This window comes from Mycobacterium sp. 236(2023) (assembly GCF_029623955.1).
In the GTDB taxonomy this organism is placed as follows: Bacteria; Actinomycetota; Actinomycetes; order Mycobacteriales; family Mycobacteriaceae; genus Mycobacterium.
On record NZ_JARSBP010000004.1, the window covers coordinates 512,535 to 529,900 of the forward strand.

A 17,366-nucleotide genomic window follows, 5' to 3' on the forward strand; every position below is an offset into this window, starting at 1 on the left:
CTTACGTCGAGGAGCTCGCGGCCAGGAACTCGTCGACGTATCGGGGCGGCTTCAGGTTCAGCAAGCGCTTGCGGTCGGCCTTGAGGTCTGCATACGTGAGCGACGCGACCTGCTCCGGCGTATACGGCAGCGTCGACTCCGGGGTGCCTTTCCGGACGAACCCGACACCCTGGTCGCACTTGAGGACTCCGACGAGCAGGTCGGGGCGGGTGCTGCGCAAATGGACGATCGCCTTCCAGACGTCACCGTTCCACAGGCCGATGACCAGCGGGCCCTTCTGGCCGGCGATGAACTCGTCCCAGGATTCGGCGCGGCGGCCGGCCAGTTCGAAGGGCGGGTTGCAGTCGTGCAGGAAGATGATGCCGTCGTCTTTCAGGTGTCGCACGGTGTACTCGACGTCGCGGACGACCTGCTCGTAGGTGTGCAGGCCGTCGATCAGGGCGACGTCGACCGGGTGCTCGTCGAGAAACGCCGCTTCGTTCTCGAAGAACGCGTCACTCGTCGTCTCGAAATAGTGGGTGGTGCGGCCCTTCGCGTCGGCGATCTCGCGGGTGCGCTGCGGAATCCGGAAGGCCGGGTCGACGGCGATCTTCACGTCAGCGCTGATCTTCTGGAACGCCTGCCCGCGGGAGACGCCGATCTCGAGGTAGACAGGGTCCACGCGTCCGTCGAGCGCACGTTGGACAGCCCTGATCCGGTTCATGCCCGGCAAGGCGTCCGCCAACATCACGAGCCCGTTGTTGATACCCACGCGAAGATCCTGCCCGTAAATTGACGTTCCTGTTCATAAAATCGTCAACTCACCCTAGGGAGTGGCATGTATTCGTTCAACGGCTCGGCCGAATCGGGCGCCAGCGTCGAAGAGATCCATGCCGCGTTCGGGCGTGAGGATTACTGGCTGGCTCGCCTCGCGGCCGGTGAAGCCCCGACGACGCTGGACTCCCTCGATGTCCATGCCGATGGCACGGTCGTCGTGCACATGACGCAGCACATCGGCCGGCAGCTGTTACCCGGGATGGTGGCCCGCATGGTGCCCGGTGACCTGAAGATGGAGTGCACCGAGACGTGGACGCCCGGCGACGGTCAGGTGCGGGGTCGGGTCGGAGTCACCGTCTCTGGAGGGCTCGGATCATGCAGCGCGACAACATCTCTGAAGCCGATCGCCGGTGGATCGCAGTTGCACTTCGACGGCCGCGTGCAAGTCAAGATCCCGCTGGTCGGCGGGAGCCTGGAGAAGACCATCGGCAACGACCTGGCGCAGAACTTGCCGTCGATTCTCCGCTTCACGGCGGAGTGGATCGCGCAAAACGATCAACCGTTCTCGTGATTGCGGCCTAACGCACCGAGCCCGGTGATCTCGAGGCTTACCGACTTCCGTTGTCCCGCAGCGCCGAGCATGAAGGCGATGTCACCCCACGGTGCGCCCAACCAGAACCGCCAGAACCGCTTGCCGAAAAACGTCCACGCATACCGCCCGTCCCCCAGCGACCAGTACCCGGCGATCAGGATCAGGTAGTACGACAGTCGCTTCCAGCGCGATGTGACCATCTCGACGTTCATTTCCCACACTTCCAGGCCCCACGCCCGGTAGTGCCATTCCAGGCCGTACTTCTTCTGGAATTCGTAGAACGCGCGGAGTTCGCCGTTGGTGACCATGTACTCGTCGAAGACGAGGATCGATCCTTCGACGAAGTGGTCCTTGCACGTCTCCAGTGCGTGCAGGCAGCTCTCGTACGTGTCGAGGTCCATGTGGAAGAGCGAGATCGGGGCGTCGGGCCGATCTGCCAGGAACGGTTCGAGTGTCTCGTAGGTCATCCCCTTGATGAACTCGACATCGCGCCCCAGCGCCGGGGGGATCCCATGCTGCAACGTGACGCCGGTGTCGTGGATGAAGCGCTGCGCCAGCGGCTCGGACAGCGAGAACGTTCCGCGCTTGACCATGATCTGGTCGTCGATCTGCCAGTCCTCGACGAGCCCCTCGAAAGTGTCGAAGCCATAGACCTTTTGGCCGCTCGCCTCGGACGTCAGCCGGGTCGACCAGCCGATCCAGACGCCGAGATCGAGGAGCAGTTCTTCGGTGTTGTCGTTGCGCGGCGGTGACAGTCGCGAGGCTTCCCACAGCAGGGTGTGATCGGAGATCTTGCACTGCCGAAGGTCGGACAGCGATTGGCGGATGAAGGCCTGGTACTCGTCTTCGTAGACGCCGATGTCGCGTGAGTACAGATTGGGGATGTAGCGATCGCGACCCCGGTAGATCAGTCGTCCGACCACGAGTAAGGCGAGCGCCACGGGGATCACGACGAGAAGGATCGGTGCGAAGAAGCACGCCGCGGCGACACCGACTGCTATGACGACCAGCACGGACTTCCAGACGCGATGCAGTGTCGTCCGATCCACGGCCTGCCCGCCGGTCCGATCCGCTGACCGCCTGTCGACTAGATCCACCGCTTACCTCCAGGTCCTCGGCTAGCCACACTAGGTCCTCAAACCGCGTGTGCTGCCCTGATCGTCAATTTGATCCATCAGAAAATGACGGATGCGATAATTCCTCGACTCTAGGGCTTCGCGCGGGGGTCGAGAGTGCGGGGCCGTCGTGGCGGCGCCGGTCCGCGCCCAGTCCACAGTCGACATCTAACAGAAAGCAGGAGTAGCGGTTGGCGACCACATCCGTACTTATCACCGGCGGAGCGGGATTCATCGGATCCGCCCTCGCACGCCGGCTCGTCCATGCCGGCTACGACGTGGCCGTGATGGACATCCTGCATCCGCAGGTGCACGGCACAGAAAGCCTGATCGACCTACCTCCGGCGGTCCGGTTGTTCACTGGCGACGTGACGCATGCGCCCGACTGGGACGCTGCGCTTCGCCTGTGCCGCCCTGACCAGATCGTGCACCTGGCCGCTGAAACGGGCACAGCACAGTCACTTTCGGAAGCGACCAGGCACGGTTCGGTCAACGTCGTCGGTACGACGCAGCTGTTGGATGCCCTGAGCCGCGCCGGCCACGTGCCCGATCAGCTTGTCGTCGCATCGTCCCGAGCCGTCTACGGTGAGGGTGCTTGGCAGTCCGGTGGCCAGACCTTCTACCCGCCACCGCGCAGCCACGCTCAGCTGCGGGCCGAAATCTGGGATCCACAGGGGCCGAACGGCGATACCGCCATTCCCCTTGCCAGTTCGGCACCACGAACCGAACCCCGCCCCACCAATATCTATGCCGCAACGAAACTCGCGCAGGAGCACATCTTGGCCGCGTGGGCCGCAGCCCGTGACTGCAACCTCAGCGTGCTGCGGCTGCAGAACGTCTACGGCCCCGGCCAGTCGCTGACGAATTCGTACACCGGAATCGTCGCGCTTTTCGCGCGATTGTCGCGCGAGCGGCAGGCCTTGGAGGTGTACGAAGACGGACGAATCCTGCGCGACTTCGTCTACATCGAGGACGTCGTCGAAGCGTTGTACGGTGCAATCCGACGTCCAGCGCCTTCGCGCTGCATCGACATCGGGTCAGGGGTGCCGACGACCATCCACGAATTGGCCCGCAAGACCGCGGCCATCTGCCGCGCTCCCGAGCCAGTCGTCGTCGGCAAGTTCCGTGACGGAGACGTTCGTGCGGCGCGATGTGATGTCGAGGTAGCGAGAAAAGAGCTTGATTGGCAGCCCAAATGGACCCTCGAGGATGGTCTGGCCGCGTTGTTGCATTGGATCGGCGAAAGCGCTGTCCAACAATCGATCTCGTGATCTCCAGTAGGCAATAGGAGCTCGCGTGATCGACTGCACGATTCTTCAGTGCTATGCGCCCCCGAGGTACCACGGATTGGCACGCGCCCATTCGATGGTGCGTCGAAGCCCCTCCTCCAGGTCGACCTGGAGACGCCAACCCAGCTCACGTTGCGCCTTCGTGGAATCGGGAACACGGCGGGGAATATCCTCATAGCTTGCGCCGTAACGCTCGGCCGTGTCGAAAGCCGTCATGCTGGACACCGAATCGACACCGGCGATCTTGATAGCCAGGTCGAGAGCATCGCGCATGGTCGTCTCGGTCATACTCCCGATATTGAAAACCTCACCGACTGCCGCGTCGCTGTCGGCGGCCAACAAGGTGCCCGCGACAGCGTCATCGACGTAGGTGAAGCACCGCGTCTGGCTCCCCGAATCGTAGAGCAACGGATCGAGGCCATTGAGGATTCGATGGATGCTCTTCGAGATCACGAAAATCGGATTCTGCCTGGGCCCATACACATTGAAAAAGCGCACAACGGTGACCGGTAACCCGTAGGTGTCATGCATGGCGAAGACCAGATGCTCAGCCATCGCCTTGCTGGTGCTATAACTCCAGCGCGCAGTCTTGGTCGAGCCCAGCACGCGATCGTCGTCTTCGGACCAGGGCGTCGCGGGGTTCTTACCGAATACCTCAGAGGTGCTGGTGAATACGAGACGTGACCCATGCCGGTGGCACAACTCAAGGACATTGCGCGTACCTGTGACGCTGACATCGGCAACGCGCAGCGGATCTTCGACGTACTTGTTGACACCGACCACGGAGGCCAGGTGGAAGACCTTGTCGACGTCGGGTGTGATGGCCGCTTGCAGAGAGTCGAGGTCAGTGACATCGCCCTGCACAAATCTGAAGTCGGGATGCCGATCGAAGTCGATGCTGGTGTCCCGGGTGTTCTCGGCGAAATCGAAAACCGTGACCGAATCGCCGCGATCCAACAATGCGGTCACCAGATGCGATCCAACGAAGCCGTATCCGCCCGTGACGACGACATTTGCCATGTTTCCTCAATCTCCCGCTGGGTCACGCGGCCTATCGGCCTATCCCCTTGTATGTGAAGCCTGCGGCGCGCACCGCGGCTGGGTCGAAGCTGTTCCGTCCGTCGAGGAAGGCGCAACCGGGTGCTGTCAGTTCGGCGAGCCTTGTCAGGGGGATCTGGTGGAACTCGCGATGGCCGGCGAGGACAACCACCGCGTCGGCGTCTTTGACCGCCGATTCGATGTCGGGGGCGAGAGGGATCGTCGTGACTGACAGGGCATCCTCTTCGGGCACCCACGGATCATGGATAGCAAGCTGACAGCCGGATGCTTCGAGCAAGCCCACCACATACTTCGTGGGTGTAAGCCGACAGTCGCCGGTGTTGTTCTTGAATGCGATGCCGAGCACGGCGATCTTGCTGTTCTCGACGCTCTTGCCGTGATCGGCGAGCAGCTTTTCAAGCAACTCGTAGGTATACGTGGGCATAGTGTCGTTGACGGTTCGTGATGTGCGCGGGATCGCCAACTCCAATCCGAGGTTCTGTCCGAGATGGTTGACGAACCATGGATCCTTGGTCAGGCAGTAGCCACCGACGCCCATGCTGGGTCTCAGAATGTTCACCGGGTGACCTCCCTTCGGCATGGTGTTGGCCGCGGCGATGACCTGAAGCGCGTCCATCTGGAGGCGGTCGCAGATCTTGGCGAGTTCGTTGGCCAGCGCGACGTTGAGGTCCACCCAAAGATTGTCGGCAAGTTTGACCATTTCGGCGGTCCGCGGATCCTCGACGATCACCGAGTCCACGCCAAGAGCATGTCGCCACAGCGTGGCGCAGGCGCGGGCGCTGCGCTCGTCGACTGCGCCGACGACGACGGGAATTGTTGTCAGCTCGTGGATGGCTTGGCCTTCAGCCAGACGTTCGGGGCAGAACGCGAGCCCGAAGTCGACTCCTGCGCGCAACCCCGATGACGCTTCGAGAATCGGCCGAACCAGAGTTTCGGTGGTGTCTGGCGGCACCGTGCTCTTGAGAATCACCACGTGCCCGGGCCGAAGGTGCTCGCCGACGGCCTGCGCGGCTGCCTTGATGTCGTCGACGATGGGTTCGTAGTCCTGACCGAGAGGAGTTCCGACGTTCACGATGACGAAATCGTTGTCGGCGACGGCGGCGAAATCGGTGGTAGCGCGCAGTCGGCCAACGCGCACGTTGGCAGATACGAGTTCGTCGAGTCCGGGTTCGGCCACACCGGTCTTGCCCGAATTGATGTCGTCGACGACGCTCTGGCGGACGTCGATTCCGGTGACTGGCCAGCCGCGATCAGCCAGCACCGCCCCGATCACCGTGCCGATGTATCCGAAACCCACGACCGCGATCCCGGAGCGCATGCCTCGTACGAGGAGGTCGATTTCGGCGTCGCTGCGTCCGAATACGCCTTGAGTCATGACAAGCCTCTCGATCCCGTGCGGGCGTTGTGAGATGAACGCGATAAGTCCCCGGCCGACTGCGGCAGCTTAAACTAACGTCTGCGTCAACACGCTGTGAAACGGAACATTCGGCATACCTCGCCCGCTACGGCAACATCTACTGCTAACCTCCGGGCCGTGTTACGGCAACGTCAAAAAGATGTAGAGCAGGGTCCAGTTCGAACGAACCTGGCGCTGAGGCGTGAGGGACCCGCGTACGGACCCAGTCACAGGAACCGGCAGGCGATCGGCCAGATTGCCCTGACGACTCTGAAGACCGTGCGTCGACTCGTGAATTCTGGTGTCGCCCTATTCCTCTACCAGCCCACGGGGACGGAGGCTGAGGAGTACCACAAGTGGTACTACAACACGTTTGTCTGGAACAAGACGACGTGGCTCGGCGTCGAAACATGGAAGTCCGTCGCCGACATGTGGAACTACCAAGAGATTCTCTTCGAGCTGAAACCATCGCTGATTATTGAGTTCGGATCGAACAAGGGCGGCTCAGCGCAGTTCTTCGCCCACGTCATGCAGCGAGTTGGTGGCCCGTTCAAGGTTCTTTCGGTGGATGTCAATCACGCGCCGTTGGACCCTACAGTCAAAGCCGACCCCGACATTGCCTTCATCGAATCGTCGTCCACGGCACCCGCCATTGCCGAACAGATCAAACGCCTCAAGGCCGAATACCCCGGCAAGATCTTTGCCATCCTGGACAGCGATCACTCCAAAGACCACGTCGTCGCCGAAATGAAACTGCTCAGACCCCTCCTCTCCGAAGGTGACTACCTATTGGTGGAAGACTCGTGTGTCAATGGACACCCTGTGCTTCCCGGCTGGGGGCCAGGGCCCTACGAGGCTATCGAAGCCTACGAAGCAGAATTCCCGAACGACTACACCCATGACGTGGAGCGTGAGCAGAAGTTCGGTTTCACCTTCGCGCCCAACGGTTTTCTCATCCGCAACCGACCTTGATTCGGCCAGGCCGCTACCCTTCCTGGGTTAAGCAAGCGAGGAAGCATCAGCGGGAGATTTTCGGTGCCCGGCCATGGCCGTATCGGGTCTCCTGGAGGCATTGCCATCGCGGCTATGAGAAATGATGTCTCACAACACTTTCAGTGGCTGTCACTGGCGGTAATCTGCAACGTGGGCAGCGCGACAGCGGCCAGTTGGACGCTGGCCGCTGCCGGAGCGGTATGTTACGAGCTTTGACCTAGGTCATTTTCGGATCAGAAAACCATTCGGGGCAAACGTGAAGCCGAATTTTTGCTCACGCTCCACGTCATGGAGGTAGTCGCCTGGGAACTCGGCTTCGTAGGCCTCAATCGCCTCGTACGGTCCCGGTCCCCAGCCGGGAAGATTCGGGTGCCCGTTGAGCATCGAGTCCTCCACGATGAGGTAGTCGCCGGGTGACAGCAGGGGTCGCAGCAATTTCATCTCGGCGAGGACGTGGTCTTTGGAGTGATCGCTGTCCAGGATGGCAAAGATCTTGCCGGGGTATTCGGCCTTGAGGCGTTTGATCTGTTCGGCAATGGCGGGAACCGTCGACCGTGATTCGACGAACATGACGTCAGGGTCCTGACGGGCCGCCGGATTGAGCGGGATATGGGTGATGTCGACGGACAATACCTTGAACGGTTCACCGATCTGCCGCATGACGCTGGCGAAATAGAGGGCCGAGCCACCCTGGTTCGTGCCGAACTCGATCACCAAGGATGGTTTCAAGCCGACCAGAATTTCTTGATAGTTCCACATGTCGGAGACGGACTTCCACGTTTCGATGCCCAGCCACGTCGTCCGCTTCCACACGTTGGTGTTGTAGTACCACTTGTGGTATTCGTCGGTCTCCGAACCGGTTTCCTGATAAAGAAATGGGGCGAGGACGCCGCTGGCGAGTCGCCTCCCCAGTCCGGACGGGGTGGGCCGTTGCTCGATCAGTCCAGCGGCAATCCGTAGGAACGAGTTGCTGTCGACCCGGCCCTTGTCTACAACCATCACACTGTCGTTCTTTTCGATGCTTGCCGTCGTTTGTGGACGCGTCGGCGCGGGCATGCCGTTTCCTTGGCTTTCCATCTGCACCGGGGCAGGGTAACAGGCCCCGTTGGCGTTTGTTTCGTAAACGTCAATTATTGGGTGGGAGCGGGTGTGGGTATGGATGTGCTTGTCTGGCAACCATCTTGAACTGCACAGAGGATTCGGCATGCCGACGCATCGGAACCTGACGGGCGATACGAAGTCAGATGACCCGCGTGAAGCGGGCGAAGTCTTCGACGAGATCGGCCGCTGCCGCGGCGCTATCGGTGGCTCTTGTCATCTTCATAGCGACTTCGCGTGCCCGAGCCTCGTACTCCGGCGCCAGTATTCGGTGCAGGTCCCGTGTCAACGTCTTCTCGGTGGTTGTCGAAAAGCGTCGTCCCGAACCGACTTTGAGGCGCCGAAGCTGAGCTGCGAAGAACGGTTGGTCGGGCAACGTCCAGAGGATCAATTGTGGAACCCCGGCTCGCAACGATGCCGCCAGGGTTCCGGCGCCACCGTGATGCACCACGGCGCGGCACATCGGGAAGATCGTTGCGTAATTCACCTGACCCACTACTTTGACCTGAGCGGAGCAGGGTACGTCGCTGAAATCGCTTCCTCCTGCGCCCACGATCGCCCGTTGACCCAACTCCGCGCATGCCGCGGAGATCATCGCAATGGTGTCGGCCGGAGACCCGATCGGTACGCTGCCGAATCCAAAGAAGATAGGCGGCGTCCCCGCGGCGATCCACGACGCAACCTCGTCGTCGGCATCTGTGGGGGACGCCATCGCCAACGCGCCGACGAAAGGCCTCTTCGCGGGCGTCTGCCCATTCCATGTTTCCCATTCCGCTGCTAAACCCGGGAAGCACACCTGGTCGTACGCCTGGATCTCGATCGAGGCCATGGCCGAGACCCTCTTGGCCGCGGTTCCTCGAGCCTTTGGAAGTCCCAATTTCCGTCGCTGTGCATCCTCCGCCTCTCGCGTACCGCGCCAGGCCGCCCAGTCATTAGCCATCATCGCCAGCCGACTCAACGGCGCCGGCAGGATCGGCATCAGCTGGCCGTGGGGGCGTACGGGGAAATACTGCAGTGTGATTAAAGGGATTCCAGCAGACTCCGCGACATTGACCGCGGGCTGTTCGAAGATCAGGCCCGTCAACATAAGGTCGGCCCCGTGCACCGTCGATGCCAGCGTCGTCGTCATTGCCGCCCAACACTCCGCAGCGAACTGCTCGGTTTCGCGCGCCATTCTTCGGAGCTCCTTGACCTTCCATGGTGTGCGCGAGTAGATCGTGAAGTATTCACGCTGCGCGTCCAGAATCGGCTGCGATTCCAACCCGTAGGCGACTGCTGCGATTCCCGCAGCCTCGGCGAAGCTCACCAAATTCGGTGGGACCGCGATGAGTACGTCATGGCCGCGGCGCTGCAGCTCACAGGCCACGACAACGGCGGGCTCGATGTCCCCCCGCCCCCCGTAGCTTGACAGCACTATCTTCATCGAATGTGTGGCCTTCCGGTCTCCGCGCGCTGAACATCTGCAGCAGGGTCATTATTGCGAGGTTTTGACGCCGAGGTAAGACTTCGGCGGTGGTCGTGGTTTCATCGTTGATACGATCCCGAATCGCCCGAATGAGGCCACCTTTCGGATCATCACGTTGAGGAGCGAGTGTGGCTGGTGCCGAGCTTGAACCGAGCGAAGCCGAACGCGTCGCGTGGGACGTGATCGTCGTGGGCGCAGGCATGGGCGGCGGGGTGCTTGGCCACCGACTGGCGCAAGGCGGCCGGAAGGTGTTGTTCGTCGAGAAAGGGCGTTCGACCCTTCCCGGTGTGCCAGGGACAATACGTGCCGCGGTTCCCGAACTTGCCGAGCCGTCGGCGGCGCGTTCGGCCGCGACGTACTACGACGCACTGTCTCGGGCAGGTCGGTCGACAGACGAAGTCGAAGACGTCAGCAGACATTTCCCGAAGCGCTTCGTACCGTTCATCGGCAGCGGGACTGGGGGTTCCTCGGCTTTGTATGGCATGGTGTGCGAGCGATTCTTCGCCCGCGACTTCACGCCGAGGGAGAATTTCACCGACCCCGGTGAGTCAACTGTGCCCGAGGCGTGGCCCGTGAGTTATCGCGACATGGCGCCGTGGTATTCCGAAGCGGAGAAGTTGCTTGGTGTCCGTGGACAGCCCGACCCTCTGAGACCTGAGGCAGGTCGACTTAATCTTCCTGCCGCACCGCCGTTTTCGGCTGACAACCAACCGTTGGTCGACTATCTCACGCGACGTGGAATGCACCCGTATCACCTGCCCATGGCGTGTGAGTACACCGACGACTGCGTGACATGTCAGACCTACCTGTGTGATCGCTCCTGCAAAAACGACGCGGCCCGCGCCTGCATAGAGCCAGCCATCGCCGAATACGGAGCCCACCTTCTCACCCAGTGTCGCGTCGTCGGCCTTGATGCCGACACCAGGTTGGTGCGGCGGGTGATCTGTGAACACCACTCGGGCACGGTTGTCTTGTCAGGAAAAGTCGTCGTGCTGGCAGCCGGGGCGCTGGCTACTCCGGTGTTGCTGCTCGATTCCCGATCCGGCGATTGGCCCAATGGTGTTGCTAATGGCTCGGATCAGGTGGGGCGCAACCTCATGCGGCACCTGCTCGACCCTATTGAGATTTGGCCGGGGACAGATTCGGCGATCACCGGGGCCAACAAGGAAATCGGACTCAACGACTTTTACTTTTTCCAGGGGCAGAAGTTCGGCACGGTGCAATCGTTCGGAGCGATACCGCCTATGGAATGGATGATCAATCGCCCCGGGCCGCAGGGTAGAGCACTCCGCCTGATCAGTCCGATCGTGCGTCAGATATACGAGCGGTTCTTCACCGGCGGCCTGGTCCTTGCCGCGATGATGGAAGATCTCCCCTACCTGGACAACCGAGTACTACCCAGTGCTCGACCCAGTCGTGACGGTCGTCAGCGGATGCGCATTCGGTATCGGTTGCATGACAACGAGATCGAACGGCATGCGGAGTTCCTGCGGCTGTTCAAAGAAATGCTTGCGCCCTTTCGCACGCGGGTTCTGGGCAGCGGCCGGCAGAACTCCAACTTAGGCCACGTCTGTGGCACCTGCCGGTTCGGCTCTGATCCGAAAAACAGTGTGTTGAATGCGCAGAATCGCGCTCACGAACTCGACAACCTCTACGTGGTCGACACTTCGTTCTTTCCGTCCAGCGCCGGGTTGAATCCAAGTTTGACGGTGGCGGCCAACTCACTGCGGGTGGCCGAACACATCCATCAGGAACATTTCACTCATTGACCCAAAGCGGCCGTCTCAGGCGGGTGGGTGAGTTTCAGCTCGGCTCTCGAATGGGGAGGCCGGCAGCGCGATAGACCTCATCGATGAGAGTCATGTTTTTCACCGCGTCCTCCGGCGTAGTCCTTACCGGCTCTCCGCGCAGCACTGCAGCCGCAAAGTTGTCGAGCTGATAGGCATAGGTCGCACGCCGCGGGAATCGTTCAACTCGTCGCCCATTGGCCGACTTGACGAAAAGTAGCGGAAAGAGGTGTGGTGCGGCGGGACTGAGTATGCGCAGTTCGCCACGGTCGCCGCTCAATTTGACGGTCGCCCGGAACAGGTTGGACGACCACAGCGCGCAGCGGATCCGCCCGGTGTGTCCGCCCGCGTAACGCAACTCGGCCGTCATTGCGCGATCCACCCGGGCGTCGCGCAGTTTCGCCTGCGCAGAAACAACTTTCGGCGTCGATCCGCCAAAAGTGCGTGCCATGTTGGCCACGTAGCTTCCGGCATCCATCATCGCGCCACCGGCGAGGGCGTAGTTGTAGCAGTTGGCTGAGAAAGGTCGGAGCATGACGCACAGGGAGATGTCCACGACCTCCAACACGCCCAACTCCCCCGAGGCGACGATCTCCTGGACCCGCAGGGTCAGCGGATGGTGTCGAAACTGAATCGCTTCCATGACAACGCGGTTCGACCCAACCGCTAGATCTGCGATCTCGCGGGCCTCGGCCCCGTTTGCGGTGAAAGGTTTCTCGCATAGGACATGCTTACCCGCGGCGAGGGCTGCACGAGTCCATCTGCCGTGCATGCTCGTTGGCGCCAGGATGTAGATGGCGTCCAGCTCTGGATCGTCGACGAGTGAGTCGTAACTGCCGTGTGCACGGGCGATGCCGTGCTCGGCGGCAAAAGTCTGTGCGCTCTCGTCATTACGTGCTCCCACCGCCGCTATGACAACGTCGGTGTTGTCGCGAGCCGGGTTGATGAGCGTCGTCTCTGCGAAGTTGGACGCACCAAGAAGGCCGATCCGGATCGGGGCCGTACTGTGGGGCATGGACACGACGCTAGCAGTCGACGTGGGCCCGAGGCTAGCTTTGGTTACTTGACAGCGGCATGTGATTACCGAAGGGCCACAACTCAATCCAACGGCGTCAATGGGATCGCAACAACCTTTGAAGCAGTCCGCCGCGAAACACCGTCTAGTCCGGCTCGCGCGTCGGCAGTCCTGCAGCGCGGTAAATCTCGTCGATGACGGTCATGTTCTCGACCGCATCCTGGGGCGTCGTCTTGACGGGTACACCGCGCAGCACCGCTGCGGCGAAAGCGTCGAGCTGATACGCGTAGGAAGTGCGTCGCGGGAAGCGCTCCACTCGCTTTCCTGCAGCTGATCGGACCGTAAGCCGATGGAACAGGTGAGGCAGTACCGGATTGAGCACGCTCACACTGCCGCGACTGCCGACTACTCGGGCACTCACTCGCAGGAAGCTCGATGACCACATGGAGCAATGGAGCGTGCCGGTGTGCCCGGCCGCGAACCGCACTGTGGCGGTCATGGCGCGATCCACGTCCGTGCCGTGCAGCTTCGCCTGTGCTGAAACAACTTTCGGTGTCGATCCACCGAACGTGCGTAACATGTGGACGGCATAGCACCCGGCATCCATCGTGGCACCGCCAGCAAGCTGGTATTTGTATCGGATGTCTGAGAACCGCGGCAGCGGGAAGCAAAAGGCCGTCTCCACCCGCTGCAGCTCGCCGAGTTCTCCCGAGGCGATGATCTGCTCAACGCGCGTCGTCAACGGGTGGTACCGGTAGTGGAATGCTTCCATCACCACCCGGCCTGACCCAGTTGCGAGTTCGGCGACCTCCCGGGCTTCAATGGCGTTGGCAGTAAACGGCTTTTCACACAGTACGTGTTTTCCAGCGCCGAGCGCTGCACGAGTCCACCTGCCGTGCAGCGAATTCGGCAGCGGGTTGTAGATCGCATCGAGCGTCGGGTCGCCGATCAGCGCCTCGTAATTGTCGTGCACCCGGGGGATGTCGTACTTGGCGGCGAAGGCTTCGGCGCGCGGTTTTTCGCGCGCCGATACGGCTGCAACCACGACGTCGGTACCTTCGCGCGCCGGTCGGATCACTGACTGTGGTGCGATGCGAGCTGCGCCGATGACGCCGACCCGTATGGGTGCGGCGCGCTCAGCCACGGACGCGAAGACGCGAGGTCTTGGCGGGCATGCCTAATTGCGCCAATACACACCCGTGCCATCGATGTCGATGATTTCCGCGGTTATCCCGTGTTTGGCGCGGTAGTCGGTAACGGCCAATTCGCAAGCCTTCACGGCGCGGTAATCGTCGACGATGCAGAAGCCGCCGGGAGACAGCCGCGGGTACAGGGCATCGAGAGCCTGAATCGTCGATTCGTACAGATCGCCGTCGAGTCTCAACACGGAGATCTCTTCGATGGGCGCGTCGTGGAGGGTGTCCTTGAACCAACCCGGCAGGAAGCACACCCGGTCATCGAGTAGTCCGTACCGCTCGAAGTTCGCCTTGACTTCGGCCTCTGACACCCCAAGGATGCCGGCGGCAAAGTCCGCCCGAATTCCCTTGTCCGCACTGTAATTATCGGGATCTGATCGCGGCACACCCTGGAATGAGTCGGCAAGCCACACCTTTCGGGTGTCGTCTCCGTAGGCTGCCAGGACCGCGCGCATCAGGATGCACGCCCCTCCGCGCCAAACGCCACACTCGATGAGGTCCCCTGGGATGTCCTCATCCACCACCGTTTCGACGCACTGCTGCAGGTTTGTGAGCCTCTGCATGCCGATCATGGTTTCGGCTTCCGCGGGCCAGTCCAAACCGAAATCACGCTTGTTTTCACTGAATGGGCTCATACCGAGGCGAAGCGGACTGACGGCGTTGACGACCTTCAGCATCAGGCGCCGTCGCAGTGGCCACTGTGACGGCATGCGCTCGTGCATTCCTTGTCGCGTGAGGTTACGGCGAAGTAGGTCCAGGTACAGCGATCGGACGTCGTAGCCGGTGACGGTCAAAGCTGCCCCTATCTTGCATGCTTGGCTTCCGCGCAGAGTGTAGGCATCGTTGCTCGGCTTGTTGCAGGATTCTCAAAAACTCGTCGAATGCAGTGCTTGATAGCAAACGAACATGTGAACTCACAGCATATAATCTGCAGTTCACGTCGGCGAAGGGATCTCCTGAGCAAATTAACGAAGAAGTCATTAAAGTTGGGCGTTTGCTCTGCCTGGTGCCCATAGTCGACCACTACCGCCGCACGTGGTGCTCTGATCCATACGGGGCGCACGCGAATCTCTCGACAAGATCGGCGGCCGCCGCGACGCTGGCTGCAGGTCTCGTCATGAGGCTGGCGATATCGCGGGCGCGCTCTCGGTAAGCCGGAGCGAGGATGGTGCGCAGGTCGGCCACGAGGCTCTCTTCCGTAGTGGCCGAAAAGCGTCGGGAGGTGCCAATCTCGAGCCGCTTGACCGCCGCCCCCCACATCGCCTGAACGTCGGCCATCCACAGGACCAACGTGGGGACGCCGGCGCGCAGACCCGCTGCCGTCGTGCCGGCGCCGCCGTGGTGGACCACGGCGCGGCAGGCCGGGAAGATCGATGCGAAGTTCACCGCACCAACCACTTTGACGTTGTCCATTGCAGGGACGCCGGTGAACTCGCTCCAACCCGCACCCACCAAAGCCCTGTGCCCCAGCTGTGCACAGGCGGCGGCAATTAACGTGACGGTGTCGGTGGGTGACTCGACCGGGATGCTGCCGAAGCCGAAAAATATTGGCGGCGTACCCGCCTCGATCCAGGCCATGACCTCGTCGTCGGCTTCGGTCGCCGATTCCAGGGTCAGGGTGCCGACGAACGGCCGTTGCCCGCCCCACCGTGCCCATTCCGCGCGCAGGCCAGGAAAGCAAACGTCGTCGTAGGCCTGGATCTCAAGCGCTTGCCGTGCCGCGAGGCGACTCGGTGCGGGACGTGACGACTTCGGTAAACCCAGTTCGCGGCGCTGCGCGTCTTCGCACTTTTTCACGCCGAGCCAGACCAGCCGTTCGTAGACCTTCATCACAGACCGGATGACTGACGCCGGCAGGTTCGGAAGGAGGTGGCCGTTGACCCGGTTCGGAAACCACAGCACGGTAGCCAGCGGAATGCCGTGGAAGTCCGCGACATTGAGGGCGAGTTCTTGATAGCTCATGCCGGTCACCACCAAATCCGCGCCCTCCGTCAGTGACGTCAGCGACCTGCTCATCTCGGCCCAGGCGAGTAGGCCCGGCTCACGCGCTTCGCGTAGCAATCGCCGAATCTCACCGACCCGCCAGAAGTTCCGGAAGACCCGAGCCCAGAGGTTTCGTGTCGACGCCAGCCACGCTTGGTTGTCAGGGCCGTACGCGACTGCGTTCAGCCCCGCGGCTTCGGCGAACCCGATGAGATCGGGTGGTACAGCCATGTATACGTCGTGCTGTCGGCGTCGGAGTTCGCGCCCGAGGGCGATGCCCGGTTCGACATCGCCGCGGGTTCCATAAAAAGCCAAAACGCATTTCATCGTTATCCGCCTGTCCGCATCTGCTGAAACTAGGCCCACGTACCCCGGCGCCGGTGTGCCAGTGCAAGGACTTCTAGGCCCACCTTGACCGCAAGGGCCGGGGCCAGGCGATTGAGGTTGCGATAGCGTCGGGCGCCCTCTGCGGCGACGCGGAATCCCTGCTCTGCCGACTGGTACTGCTCGATAACACAATCGATAGCGGTTTGATCCCAGGGTTTGTCCCGTGCGGCGGCGCTCAACGCCTCATAGGTCGACCTCACCCAGTCTGTACCGAAGGGCTCCACGATGGGGCCGCATTGCCGGTGGTGGCGCAAGCCGGGCGAGAGGAACTCATCGATCGCGGAGTGTTGCTCGCTGCGGAGGAGGTCGGTTGCGAGGGCTGTGTTGATCCGTTGCACTTCGCGACGCCAATCGTCGAGAAGATTTGCGTAGTCGATGACGACACGGGGTACCTCCCGGGTGTCTCTTTCGGCCAGCAGAGTGTATTTCAGCCACCATGCGCTGCCGAGCTCGGCCGAGGAACCCACGTAATACTGCCTTCCGGCGCGATTCGCTATCGACGCGATCGCCTCGGTCGGGTGTCGCAGTGCGATCACGGCGGCGACATCGAAGCCCGCGAGACGTGCCCCCTCGAACCACAGATTGCTCGACGCCGTGATCTTCGGCTCCTTCACGACGACAAGTGGCGCCGTGGGCAGCGTGGCGAAATAATCTCGAATCTTGGCGATCCAGACCTCGTCTCGGTCGGCCGAGTGAGTATCGGCGGGCGCGCGCAATGGCAGGTCGTAGGCAGAGCTGCCCCGGCTGCGCAGTATCGCTTCGTTGAGATAGATCGCCGCCCGAGGTTCCCAGCAGCCCCGCGGGTTATCCATCGTCGCGCCCAAGAGCTTCGAAGGCAGTGTCGCCCCGCACAACGACAGCACCCGGGTCAATGCCGACGTTCCGGACCGTCCGAATCCGAGAATGAACAGCACGACGGGGCGACCCTCGGGGATGCGTTGCGCGTCGGGGCGCAGATCGGGCATCGGTCAGCGACCCGCTTCGAGACTGTAAGGGACGAAATCGATGCGTCCTGCGCCGATAGGTTGGCTCCTGTACACGGCGACAGGATAGGGACACCCGAACGTCTTCGGCAAGCTAATGGACAAGTGCGCAGCACTCGCCTCAATGCCCTTGTCGCACGGCAGTTTGACGGTATCGCAAATTATTACGCGGAGGCCGAGCGCGGTCGGTTACGCTCACGAGTAAAAGGTCGCTCGCCACGCACCAGCTGCGGGCGTCGTTCCCTGGTGGTT

General features: G+C 61.9%; 15 protein-coding genes. 4 read left to right on the plus strand and 11 right to left on the minus strand.

From position 1 onward, the window contains the following. Position 1: 1 nt before the first annotated feature. Positions 2–751, minus strand: a complete 750-nt coding sequence (locus tag P9A17_RS19390) for a class I SAM-dependent methyltransferase (protein ID WP_278040322.1) — start codon at positions 749–751, stop codon at positions 2–4. A 66-nt stretch (positions 752–817) separates the two neighbouring features. Between P9A17_RS19390 and P9A17_RS19395 the strand changes: the two genes are divergently transcribed. Continuing rightward, a complete protein-coding gene (locus tag P9A17_RS19395) occupies positions 818–1,327 on the plus strand; it encodes a DUF2505 domain-containing protein (protein WP_278040323.1) in 510 nt (169 codons plus the stop codon). Here the strand turns inward: P9A17_RS19395 and P9A17_RS19400 are convergent. Beyond that, complete coding sequence (locus P9A17_RS19400) at positions 1,312–2,397, minus strand: class I SAM-dependent methyltransferase (RefSeq protein ID WP_278040324.1); 1,086 nt, start codon at positions 2,395–2,397, stop codon at positions 1,312–1,314. The genes P9A17_RS19395 and P9A17_RS19400 overlap by 16 nt on opposite strands. Before the next feature lie 257 nt (positions 2,398–2,654). Between P9A17_RS19400 and P9A17_RS19405 the strand changes: the two genes are divergently transcribed. Next, on the plus strand, positions 2,655–3,734 hold the full coding sequence (locus P9A17_RS19405; protein WP_278040325.1) for an NAD-dependent epimerase/dehydratase family protein: 1,080 nt from the start codon (positions 2,655–2,657) through the stop codon (positions 3,732–3,734). 51 nt (positions 3,735–3,785) lie between these two features. On the opposite strand, the gene P9A17_RS19410 is transcribed toward P9A17_RS19405, so the two are convergent. Beyond that, positions 3,786–4,772, minus strand: a complete 987-nt coding sequence (locus tag P9A17_RS19410; protein ID WP_278040326.1) for a GDP-mannose 4,6-dehydratase — start codon at positions 4,770–4,772, stop codon at positions 3,786–3,788. 31 nt (positions 4,773–4,803) lie between these two features. Then, positions 4,804–6,186, minus strand: a complete 1,383-nt coding sequence (locus tag P9A17_RS19415) for a nucleotide sugar dehydrogenase (protein WP_278040327.1) — start codon at positions 6,184–6,186, stop codon at positions 4,804–4,806. 291 nt (positions 6,187–6,477) lie between these two features. On the opposite strand from P9A17_RS19415, the gene P9A17_RS19420 reads away from it, so the two are divergent. Further along, complete coding sequence (locus P9A17_RS19420; protein WP_278040590.1) at positions 6,478–7,179, plus strand: rhamnosyl O-methyltransferase; 702 nt, start codon at positions 6,478–6,480, stop codon at positions 7,177–7,179. Between the two features lie 243 nt (positions 7,180–7,422). On the opposite strand, the gene P9A17_RS19425 is transcribed toward P9A17_RS19420, so the two are convergent. Continuing rightward, positions 7,423–8,283 carry a rhamnosyl O-methyltransferase gene (locus tag P9A17_RS19425; RefSeq protein ID WP_347403848.1) on the minus strand — a complete coding sequence of 287 codons (861 nt, stop codon included), beginning with the start codon at positions 8,281–8,283 and terminating at the stop codon, positions 7,423–7,425. A 157-nt stretch (positions 8,284–8,440) separates the two neighbouring features. Continuing rightward, a complete protein-coding gene (locus tag P9A17_RS19430) occupies positions 8,441–9,721 on the minus strand; it encodes a glycosyltransferase (RefSeq protein WP_278040328.1) in 1,281 nt (426 codons plus the stop codon). A gap of 170 nt (positions 9,722–9,891) precedes the next feature. Here P9A17_RS19430 and P9A17_RS19435 point away from each other — a divergent pair, with 170 nt between their 5' ends. Further along, the gene (locus P9A17_RS19435; protein ID WP_278040329.1) at positions 9,892–11,532 is read left to right on the plus strand and encodes a GMC family oxidoreductase; all 1,641 of its coding nucleotides are present in this window, start codon (positions 9,892–9,894) and stop codon (positions 11,530–11,532) included. 34 nt (positions 11,533–11,566) lie between these two features. Here the strand turns inward: P9A17_RS19435 and P9A17_RS19440 are convergent, their stop codons facing one another. From P9A17_RS19440 to P9A17_RS19460, 5 genes are all read right to left on the minus strand, one after another. Then, the gene (locus tag P9A17_RS19440; protein ID WP_278040330.1) at positions 11,567–12,565 is read right to left on the minus strand and encodes a Gfo/Idh/MocA family oxidoreductase; all 999 of its coding nucleotides are present in this window, start codon (positions 12,563–12,565) and stop codon (positions 11,567–11,569) included. A gap of 145 nt (positions 12,566–12,710) precedes the next feature. After that, on the minus strand, positions 12,711–13,709 hold the full coding sequence (locus P9A17_RS19445; protein WP_278040331.1) for a Gfo/Idh/MocA family oxidoreductase: 999 nt from the start codon (positions 13,707–13,709) through the stop codon (positions 12,711–12,713). A gap of 33 nt (positions 13,710–13,742) precedes the next feature. Further along, positions 13,743–14,555 (minus strand): TylF/MycF/NovP-related O-methyltransferase, encoded by an 813-nt coding sequence (locus tag P9A17_RS19450; RefSeq protein WP_278040332.1) that lies wholly within the window; start codon positions 14,553–14,555, stop codon positions 13,743–13,745. A gap of 229 nt (positions 14,556–14,784) precedes the next feature. Then, positions 14,785–16,071 (minus strand): glycosyltransferase, encoded by a 1,287-nt coding sequence (locus P9A17_RS19455; protein WP_278040333.1) that lies wholly within the window; start codon positions 16,069–16,071, stop codon positions 14,785–14,787. A gap of 29 nt (positions 16,072–16,100) precedes the next feature. Beyond that, positions 16,101–17,096, minus strand: coding sequence for a sulfotransferase family protein (locus P9A17_RS19460; protein ID WP_278040334.1), 996 nt, complete (start codon positions 17,094–17,096; stop codon positions 16,101–16,103). Positions 17,097–17,366 lie beyond the last annotated feature (270 nt).

Excerpts from the sequence above, each read along its gene's own strand:
- P9A17_RS19460 (WP_278040334.1), bottom strand. The coding sequence starts at position 17,096 with ATGCCCGATCTGCGCCCCGACGCGCAACGCATCCCCGAGGGTCGCCCC.
- P9A17_RS19440 (WP_278040330.1), bottom strand. The coding sequence starts at position 12,565 with ATGCCCCACAGTACGGCCCCGATCCGGATCGGCCTTCTTGGTGCGTCC.
- P9A17_RS19430 (WP_278040328.1), bottom strand. The coding sequence starts at position 9,721 with ATGAAGATAGTGCTGTCAAGCTACGGGGGGCGGGGGGACATCGAGCCC.
- P9A17_RS19395 (WP_278040323.1), top strand. The coding sequence starts at position 818 with ATGTATTCGTTCAACGGCTCGGCCGAATCGGGCGCCAGCGTCGAAGAG.
- P9A17_RS19455 (WP_278040333.1), bottom strand. The coding sequence starts at position 16,071 with ATGAAATGCGTTTTGGCTTTTTATGGAACCCGCGGCGATGTCGAACCG.
- P9A17_RS19415 (WP_278040327.1), bottom strand. The coding sequence starts at position 6,186 with ATGACTCAAGGCGTATTCGGACGCAGCGACGCCGAAATCGACCTCCTC.
- P9A17_RS19410 (WP_278040326.1), bottom strand. The coding sequence starts at position 4,772 with ATGGCAAATGTCGTCGTCACGGGCGGATACGGCTTCGTTGGATCGCAT.